Raw genomic sequence first — 219 nt, 5'->3', positions numbered from 1 at the left:
GACGCTTCTGGCGGCCCGGCGAGGACGCGTGGGAAGCGGGCGTCGACAGCGCCTACGACGTTGCGCGCGCCGCCCTGAAGACATTGGAGGAAAAGATCGCGTCCCGCGGCCGTTGATCTCATCCGTGATGGCGCTCGGGCGCACATGTTGGAACAACCCGGGAATGTTGGCCAGGGGAGCCCTCATCTCCGCCATGCCCGGGTGAACATCAAACCTCAG

1 pseudogene is annotated in these 219 nt (G+C 65.8%); it reads left to right on the top strand.

The annotated features are described in order from the left end of the window. Positions 1–116: pseudogene (locus AF337_RS44850) on the top strand (sugar phosphate isomerase/epimerase); the annotation flags it as partial. Positions 117–219 lie beyond the last annotated feature (103 nt).

Origin of the sequence: Rhizobium ecuadorense (assembly GCF_001187535.1) — a bacterium.
GTDB lineage: Bacteria > Pseudomonadota > Alphaproteobacteria > Rhizobiales > Rhizobiaceae > Rhizobium > Rhizobium ecuadorense.
The sequence above is the reverse complement of the archived record's forward strand: the minus strand, read 5'-3'. Positions and strand labels throughout refer to the sequence as shown.